We start from the raw sequence: 9,732 nt of genomic DNA, 5'->3' as shown, positions 1-9,732 counted from the left end.
CCGATCGAGCACACCCCGATGCCCTCGCGGTCCGCCCAGGAAGCTCCCGCGCCGGTGCCGCACCATCCCGCGCCGGCACCGAGCACCACGGGTGCGCGGCGGACGGACGTCCCGTCGGCGGTCAACTCCGCGTTCCAGCAGGCCGTTCACCCCGAGGACCGCGACGCCTCGCCGATCTCCGAGCAGGACTACCTCGGCTTCGTCTCGCACAGCGTCGGCTCCGACCGCGGGCTGGCGTTCGTCGTCAACATGATGGTGGGGTACCGCGGGCTGGACTCCCTGGGCACGGTGCTGAACCGGGTCACCGAGGGCCTCCAGGGCTTCCACGGCAAGGTGGCGTTCGTCGTCGGCGTCAACGCGCCGGAGGGTGAGGTGGCGGAGCTGCGGCAGGCGCTGGCCGCCGCGCAGCCCGTCGTCGACGGACTGCACGTCCCCGTGGCCCTCGTGCCCGCGACGTTCCGCGGCGCGTTCCCGTACGGGCAGATGCGCAACGACGTCCTGCACAGCCCGCAGACCCGCGGCCTGGTCAAGGCGTTCATGCGCAACGGCGACCATCCGTACGTGTCCGTGCAGGACTTCGACGACTCCTCCCGGCGGGTCCCCTCCGGCGCCCACGTGTTCGACCACGTCGCCGGACTGCTGGCGGACCAGGGCGACGGCTCCGACGCCGGCTCGGTGCACGGCTCCGACTCCGGTGACGAGGAGATGGACACGTCTCCTCGGCCGATCAGGCCGTTGATGGTCGCGGGCGGCTACCGGGTGCCGGACGCACCGGACATGGGCGACCTCGTCCAGCGGATCGACGCCCGCTTCACCCAGCCCGGACCCGGCACCGACGACGTCATGGACACAGACGACGTCCCCGGCCCGTCCCGGCACGGCGTCCCGGAACAGTGGTCCGACCCGGAGCAACGCGCCGACTTCCTGGACCGGTTGGACCGGGCCATCCAGGCCGACATGGCCGACCGCGAGCAGCAGGCCCTCATCCACCCGCTGCTCCCCTACGCGCCCGAGCCCAACCTCTTCGTCGACGGCCCCGCCACGCTCCTCGACACCGCTCAGGGTCCCCGGCTGCGATTCGGCGAGGGCCAGGCCGAGTTCACCCGTCTCGCGCAGGACCTCAACCGCCTCAACGCCTGGGAGCTCGGCCGGCGCTACGAACCTCAGCTCCAGGGCCTTCCGCACACCGTGGACGTCCCCACCACCCGCGTCCCCGGCGCGTCCGGACACCTCCCGCGGAGCCAGGAGGAGATCGTCCAGCAGGCACGCGGCGACGCCGAGAACGGCCGGCTGCCCGAACGCGGCCTCGCCTTCGTCACCGACTACCGCGAAGGGGCCACCGTCACCGACGTCTCCCGCCTCGCCCACGACCTCCTCACCAAGGGGAAGCTGGCCCAGGAGGGTCTGGCCAACCACCTCGGCCGCTACTTCAACAACGACCTCGGCAGCAACCCCCGCGGCGCCAAGAAGGGCCTGAAGCTGTCCGACTACCGCAGGACCTACCGGCCCGGCGATCAGAACACCTACACCGCCGAGGAGTTCCTGCGCCCGCACGGCCCGGAGGTCGGAGCCGCCACCACCGAACTGCCCAAGAAGAAAGCCGACGTCCTGGGCGGCAAGAAGGTCAACGTCATGACGCAGGCGCTGTCGGCGCCGCTCGACGGCCCGTTCAGCGGCATCCGGGCCGGCATCGCGGACGAGCACCGCGTCTACGGCGCCCAGGCCCTGGCCCTGTCCACCCCCGAGATCCGCCTGGGACGCAGGCTGGCGATGGTGCAGTTCGACCCGGCGGCAGGCGCGCCGCCGGCCCGGAGCCTGTACGGGCAGGTGGCCTCGGCGCTCTCCCCGGCCGGCGGCGGCCGCGCGGCGAACGGCGGCCCCTCAGCGGGCGACGTGCGATCCCGGACGTTGCAGTGGGCGCTGGACACGGGCAACCTGCGGGCTCTCGCCGACCAGGCGGCGCACGGCGGCGACGTCGAGTCGCTCTTCCACGCCATGGCCACGGGCAGCAGCCGGAACGGCTTCACCGCCCTGACCCCGCCCCAGCTCACCGCCGCCAGGGCGATCGCCTCGGCGCTCGACCGGCCGCTGGTCCTGCACACCCCGACGGGCGACGTCACCGCCGACCCGCTGCCCACCGGCCTCCGCGCGGTGGACGCGCCGCCGCCCGGACCGCCGCTGCACGTCGACCTCACCCGCCCGCCGGGCCACGCCCAGGTGACCACGACCGGCGGCACAGGCGGCGGCAAGCGGCGGGCCGAGGATCCGGAGCCCGCGGTCGACGAGCGGCCTCCGGCCGGGCTCCGGCCGCACGAGGAGGAGGGCGGGGCGTCCCACCAGGCCGAGCGCGACGAGCCGCCGGCCAAGCGGCAGCGACGGGTCTACCGCACGGGCGTCCTGGGCTCGGAGGACGCCGCCCGCGGCGCGCTACCGGACCCGGTTCCCGGCTTCGCCCCGGTGCGGGCCTTCTCGCTGGACGGCGCCTACCTGCCGGCCACTCCGGAGGAGCACGCCGCGCTGCTCGCCGCCGTCCCCCGGGACGCCGCCGGTGAGCCGCTGCCCTTCGCCGATCCGCGGGCCTACCTGCCCCGGATCAACGCCGCCGGTCCCGGCCACGACCCGGGCCGGGGCGTGAACTGCGTGGACGCCTCCATGGCCTTCCACGCCACCTGGCACGGCAGCCCACAGGTCGCCGGCAGCCGCACCGTCCCCGCGGGCGAGCCTGACTCCCCGTACAGCGGTGTGCACCGCCTCCAGGAGTGGGCCAACGGGCTGATGGAGCCTATGGGATACGGGACGGTGGCTCTGGCGGGCGTCGCCGACCGGCTGGTGCGGGCCGGCCACGGCTCCGCCGCCCTGGTCCGCACCAGCCAGGGCAGCGACGGGCACGCCGTCAACGTCGTGAACTGGAACGGCGAGATCCTGTACATCGACCCCCAGTCAGCGGCGTGGTCCACCACGCCGTCCGGCATCGCCCCCACCGATGCCATCCACGCGATCGCGCTCGGCCCCGACAACCAACTCCTCCCCGGCCCGGTCACCGTCTCCGATGGCCCCGCCGAGGGCGCGAGTCCGCTGAGCCCGGGCGGCGACGTGCAGATGGCCGACGCCCCACCGACACGCGAGCCCTCGCCCGTCCCGCAGGACGTCCAGGCGCCCGGCCTCCGCCCCCGGGACCTGCCCGCCGATGGCAGCCCCGCCGGCACCGGCCCGTCCGCGGTCAACGGAGCCCATGCCGTCGAGCCGTCCGACGGCGCCGCGGCGCACCACCTTCCCGACGAGGACGTCGAGATGGCCTCCGGCGAGGACGGGCCGACGCCGCCCCCGTCACCCGCCGCCGGCCCCGCGGCCCCGGAACCCCGCCCGGGCAGCCGCATCGACCTGACCTCGCGTCCAGGCAGCCCCATGGACCTGGATTCACGTCCGGGCAGCCCCCTGCGCCCTGGCAGCCCGATCGCCCACGAGACCCGCCCGGCCACTCCCATGGACCTGGACGCCCTTCCCGCGGACTCCCCGGTCCAGGACTCCCGCCCCGGCAGCCCCGAGCCGCAGCCCGACGCCCCGGGCGTTCCCGCTCCGCGCCACGACACGACGGCTGCCGTCTCGCACCACGACACGCCCCCTGCCGCCCACCACGGGATCGGCCGGCCGGGGCCCACCGTCACCGGTGCCCTGCGCCCCGACGTTCCGACGGTCGCCAACCCGGCCTTCCACCGGGCCGTCCCGGGCGGCCCGGCCCAGCCGCTCACGGAGGACGGCTACCTCGACTTCGTCTCCCGCAGCGTGGGCGGCGACCGCGACCTCGCGTTCGTCGTGAACGCGGTCGTCGGCCACCGGAACCTGGGCGACCTGCCCGCCGTGCTCCAGCGGATGACCGCCGGACTGCGCGGGTACGGACACTCCGACGTGGCATTCGTCATCGGCGTCAACGCGCCTGAGGACGAGGTGGCGGCGCTGCGCGAGGCGATGGCCGCCGCCAGACCGGTCATCGAGGGGTTCCCGGCGCCCGTGGCGCTGGTCGGCTCGACGTTCCGCGGTTCGTTCCCGTACGGCCGGATGCGCAACGACGTGCTGCACAGCCCGCACACGCGTGCGCTGGTGTCCTGGTTCATGGGCCGGGACCGCCACCCGTACGTCTCCGTGCAGGACTTCGACGACTCCTCCCGGCTGGTGCCCTCCGGCGACCACGTGTTCGACCACTTCGCCGGACTGCTGGCGGGCCAGGGCGACGGCTCCGACGCCGGCTCGGCGCACGGCTCCGCCACCGACGACGACGAGATGAGCGACTCGCCGCGTCCCCTGCGGCCGTTGATGATGGCCGGCGGCTACCGGGTGCCGGACGCACCGGACATGGGCGACCTCGTCCAGCGGATCGATGCCCGCTTCACCCGCCCCGCGCAGGACGGCGACGAGGACATGGTCGCGTACGGCGACGACGCCATGGACACCGACGACGCCCCTGGGCCGTCCCGGCCCGGCGTCCCGGAGCAGTGGTCCGACCCGGAGCAACGCGCGGAGTTCCTGGACCGGTTGGACCGGGCCATCCAGGCCGACATGGCCGACCGCGAGCAGCAGGCCCTCATCCACCCGCTGCTCCCCTACGCGCCCGAGCCCAACCTCTTCATCGACGGGCCCGCGACCCTGCTGGACACCGCTCAGGGGCCACGGCTGCGTTTCGGCGAGGGGCAGGCCGAGTTCGCGCGTCTCGCCCAGGACCTCAACCGCCTCAACGCCTGGGAGCTCGGGCGGCGTTACCAGCCGCAACTCCAGGACCTCCCCGACACGGTGGACGTCCCCGCCACCCGCGCACCGGGAAGCGGTCCCGCACATCTGCCGCAGAGCCGTGAGGAGATCGTCCAGCAGGCGCGCGGCGACGCCGAGAACGGCCGGCTGCCCGAACGCGGCCTCGCCTTCGTCACCGACTACCGCGAAGGCGCCACCGTCACCGACGTCTCCCGCCTCGCCCACGACCTCCTCACCAAGAACAAGCTGCCGCAGCAGGGCCTGGCCAACCACATCGGCCGCTACTTCAACAACGACCTCGGCAGCAACCCCCGCGGCGCCAAGAAGGGCGTGAAGCTCGGTCCCTATCGATCGGCGTACCGGCCGGGCGACGCCGGCACGTTCCAGTCCGAGGAGTTCCTGCGCCCACACGGCGGCGACCTGGGACCGGCCACCACCCAACTGCCGAAGAAGAGCGCGGAGATCCTCGGGGGCAAGAGGGTCAACGTGGCCTCGCACGCGGTGTCCGCGCCGCTCGACGGCCCGTTCAGCGGCATCCGGGCCGGCATCGCCGAGGAGCACCGCGTCTACGGCGCCCAGGCCCTGGCCCTTTCCACCCCCGAGATCCGCCTGGGACGCCACCTCGCCCTGCTGAGGTTCGGCCCGCCGCAGGCCGCCCCGGCCGCCGGCAGCCTCTACGGGCACGTGGCGCGGACGCTGGCCGGGACACTGGACGCGCCGTCCGCCACGCAGGTGCGCGAGCGGGCCGTCGACTGGGCGCTGGACATCGGCAACCTGGGAACGCTCGCGGAGCGGCTGGCGGCCGCCGGAGGCGAGGTGGAGCCGCTGTTCCACGCCATGGCGTCGGGGGCCCGGCCGGACTCCCCCGCCGGGGCGCTGGCGGCGCGCGTGATCGCGTCGGCCTTGGGCCGCCCGCTCGTCCTGCGCACCGCCGCCGGAGACGTCACGGTGGACCCGCTGCCCGGCACCGCGGACGAGGACGCGCCCCCGCCCGGACCGCCGTTGCGCATCGACCTCACGCCGCCGCCGGGGCGCGGCCCCTCGGCCACGGGCGGCCGGGGACCCGGGGAACGGGCGCTGTTCGGCGGGCCGGTGCGCGCCTCGGCCGAGACGGTGCCGGAACCGGCTGCCGGGTCAGGCCCCGAACCGGCCGTGGGGCCTGGTGCGGAGCCGGTTCCAGGACCGGGCCCGGAGCCATTCGGCGGACAGGGCCCGGAGCCGTCCTCGGTGTCCGATCAGGTGCTCGCCATCCTGACCGGGGAGGACCAGGACGTGATCACGACTCCGGAAGCCGGTCGGTGACCCGTATCGTGCAGATCAGCACGGCGACGGCGACGGGCCCGGCGGCAGGAACGGCACCGGCGCCGGACCGGCCGCGGACCAGCAGGGCGGACCGGCGCCACAGCGCAGCAACACACCACCCGGCAACGGGACATGAGGAGGAGGATCGGCCGTGGCACGCCAGATTCTGACCGTCGCCCAGGACGGCTCAGGCGAGTTCCGGACGATCGGCGACGCGCTCGCCCGCGCCCGCTCGGGGGCCGTGGTCAGCCTGCGGCCGGGCGTCTACGCCGAGGCGCTCACGGTCCGCACCCGGGTGACGATCGTCGCCGACGGGCCGCGCGGCAGCGTGCGGATCGAGCCCGTCCGGGGCACAGCGGTCACGCTCGCCGCGGACGCGGTGCTGCTGACCGACCTGACGCTGCGCGGCGGCGAGGGCGACCTGCCGGTGGTGGACGCGGCGCGCGGCCAGGTCGCGCTCGACGGCTGCGAGATCACCGGCACCGGCTGGACGGCACTGCTCAGCCGCGGCACCGGCTCGCTGGCCATGCGCCGCTGCCGGGTGACCAACCCGATCGGCGCCGGCGTGGTGGAGACCGGCACCACCGGCAGCGTCGTCGAAGACTGCGTGCTGGAGCACCTGGGCACCTCGGCGATCGTGATCAGCGAGCAGGGCCGGGCCGCGGTGCGCGGCTGCACGCTGCGTGACGCGCGCGGCAACGGGCTCTTGGCCAACGGGAGTTCGCGCGGATCCATGGAGGACTGCGAGATCTCCTCGACCGACAAGCCGGCACTGGCGCTGGAGGGGTCGACCACGCTGACGGTGTCGCGTACCGACGTGCACTCCGCATCGGTCGGCGCGTACCTGGCCACGTCGGCCCGCACCACGTTGGAGGAGGTGCGGATCAGCGACACGTACGGGCACGGCGTGGTGGTGGCCGGTGGCTGCGACCCGTACCTGGTCCGGTGCTCCACCGCGCGCACCGGGGGTTCGGGGCTGGCGGTGGCGGGCCGGTCACGGGGTACCTACGACGGGTGTGCGTTCACCGCGGCGAAAGGACCTGCGGTGCACGTGGCGGAGTCCAGCGCGCCGGTGCTCACCGGCGCCCGGGTCGCGGACCCGGAGGGCATCGGCGTGCTGCTGGCGGAGGAGTCCGCGGCCGAGTTCGACCGGTTGACCGTCGAGGGCGCGGGAGGCGTCGGGATCGCCATCAGGTCCGGGGCGAACCCGCTGCTGCGGCGCGCCCGGGTGGTGGCGGCCAAGGGTCCGGGGGTGCTGGTCGCCGAGGACGGCCGGGGCCGGCTGGAGGAGTGCGTGGTCGAGGATGCGGTCGGCCACGGGGTGCGCATCGAGGGCCACGGCAACCCGCACATCGGCAACACGGTGGTCCGCGGCGCCGGTTCGGCCGGGGTGTCGGTGGGCGCGCGCGGCCTGGGCTCCTTGCGGGACTGCGAGGTCGCCGGGGCGAGCGGCTGCGGGGTCAGTGTGGACGACGGCGGGGAGATCTCGCTGGTGCGGGTGCGGTGCACCGGCGCGGCCTCGCACGGTGTGCTCATCGCGGCGGGTGGCCGCAGCGCGCTCAGCGGCTGCGAGGTGGTGGACAGCGGCGGCGACGGCATCCGGGTGGACAGCGCCGAGCAGGTGACGGTGACCTCGTGCACGGTCCGCGGCAGCAGGGGCGCCGGGCTGCGGGCCGGCCGGCCCGGCCCGCGACTGTCGGTCACCGAGTTGACCAGCACCGGCAACCAGGCCCCCGACGCCTGGCCCGGCGCGGAACCGGCCACCCTCGACGGCTCCGCGGCGGACGGGCAGCAGACGGCCGGCGCCGAGAGCGAACCGCAGCCGCCGACCGGGCCGTTCGCGGAACTCGACGCGCTGGTGGGCCTGGCCGGTGTCAAGCACCAGGTGAACACCCTCGTCAACCTCGGACGGTTGGCCCAGCGTCGGGCTCAACTCGGCATACCCGCACCGCCGATGAGCCGCCATCTGATCTTCGCCGGCCCGCCCGGCACCGGCAAGACGACGGTGGCCCGGTTGTACGGCGGCATCCTGGCCGAGCTGGGCCTGCTGCGGTCGGGGCACATCACGGAGGTGTCCCGCTCGGACCTGGTCGCCCAGGTGATCGGCGGCACCGCGATCAAGACCACGGAGGTCTTCGAACGGGCGCTGGGCGGCGTGCTGTTCATCGACGAGGCGTACACCCTGCTGTCGGACGGGAAGGGCTCGGGCGCGAACTTCGGCCAGGAGGCGATCGACACCCTGGTGAAGTTGATGGAGGACCACCGCGACGAGGTGGTCGTCATCGTCGCCGGCTACTCCAAGGAGATGACGGCCTTCCTCGCCGCCAATCCCGGCCTGGCGTCCCGCTTCACCCGCACCATCGAGTTCGCCAACTACTCGGTGGAGGAGCTGGTCACCATCACCGAGAGCATGTGCGCGGCCCACCGGTACCTGCTGGACCCGCTGGCGCTCCAGGCGCTGGGGCTGCGCTTCTCGCGGATGAAGCGGGACGCGACGTTCGGCAACGGCCGTGCCGCGCGGCGGGTGTTCGAGGAGATGGTGGACCGGCAGTCGTTCCGGCTGGCGTCGATGCCGGAGGCCGGGGAGAGCGATCTGCTGGAGATCCTGCCGGAGGACGTCGGCGAGGAGGAGGCGGCCGAGGTCCGGGCCGGGGGCCGGAGCGAACCGGGCGACTCCGACGTGCTGGCGCGGCTGCGCGGCATGATCGGCCTGGGCGCGGTCAAGCGGGAGGTCGGCGGCATCCTGGACCTGCTCACCACGGCCCGGCAGCGGCAGGCGGTGGGGCTGCCCGCCCCGAAGGTCAGCCACCACCTGGTCTTCTCCGGCCCCCCGGGCACCGGCAAGACGACCGTGGCCCGGCTGTACGCCGACCTGCTGCGGTCCTTCGGGGTGCTGGCGCGCGGCCAGCTCGTGGAGGTGGCTCGCGCCGACCTCGTCGGCCGGTACATCGGCCACACCGCACAGCTCACCACGGAGGCCTTCGAACGGGCCCTGGGCGGTGTGCTGTTCATCGACGAGGCGTACACGCTCACGCCGGAGAACGCGCCGCAGGACTTCGGCCGGGAGGCCGTCGACACCCTGCTGAAGCTGATGGAGGACCACCGCGACGAGGTGGTCGTCATCGCCGCCGGCTACACCGAGGAGATGGCCCGCTTCCTGGCCTCCAACCCCGGGCTGGCCAGCAGGTTCTCGCGGCAGGTGCGGTTCGAGGACTACACCACGGTGGAACTCCTGGAGATCGTGCAGGAGATGGCCTCGGGCGCGGGTTACCGGTGCGCTCCGCAGACGGTGGAGGCGCTGCGCACGCACCTGGACGCCGTACCCCGGACCCGCTCCTTCGGCAACGCGCGCCTGGCCCGGCAGCTGGTGGAGACGATGATGACCCGCCAGGCCGGCCGCCTGGGCTCGGCCGCCACCCCCGATCTGGAGGCGCTGACCCTGCTGCTCCCCCAGGACCTCCCCTACGCCGACGAACCCGCCCACTGACCGCCCGGGCCGGGCGGGACTGCGGCATGTTGCGAGCCCAAGTGGTCACCTTCGGCGATCATTCGGACATAGGAGACTCAGCTCAGAACAGGAGTAGCGGACGCGGTCAGGAAGGCTGTTCCGGCGGCGGGTCGGCGGCCTTGGCCTTGTCACGGCGCAGCTCGGCGTTGATGCGCTGAGCTTCCTCGAGCTGGTCCTCG

Annotated in this window: 2 protein-coding genes; both read left to right on the top strand. The window is 74.3% G+C overall.

All coding sequences use genetic code 11. The features are described 5' to 3' along the window. Positions 1-18: 18 nt before the first annotated feature. Complete coding sequence (locus K7862_RS36580; RefSeq protein ID WP_222970033.1) at positions 19-6,045, top strand: toxin glutamine deamidase domain-containing protein; 6,027 nt, start codon at positions 19-21, stop codon at positions 6,043-6,045. A 151-nt stretch (positions 6,046-6,196) separates the two neighbouring features. Beyond that, entirely contained in the window at positions 6,197-9,532 is a 3,336-nt protein-coding gene (locus K7862_RS36575; protein WP_222970031.1) for a right-handed parallel beta-helix repeat-containing protein, read from the top strand. Positions 9,533-9,732: the final 200 nt, after the last annotated feature.

It is taken from the genome of Actinacidiphila acidipaludis (assembly GCF_019890725.1).
GTDB classification, from domain to species: Bacteria; Actinomycetota; Actinomycetes; order Streptomycetales; family Streptomycetaceae; genus Actinacidiphila; species Actinacidiphila acidipaludis.
Note: the sequence above shows the minus strand (reverse complement) of the source record. Positions and strands in the feature narration are given on the sequence as shown.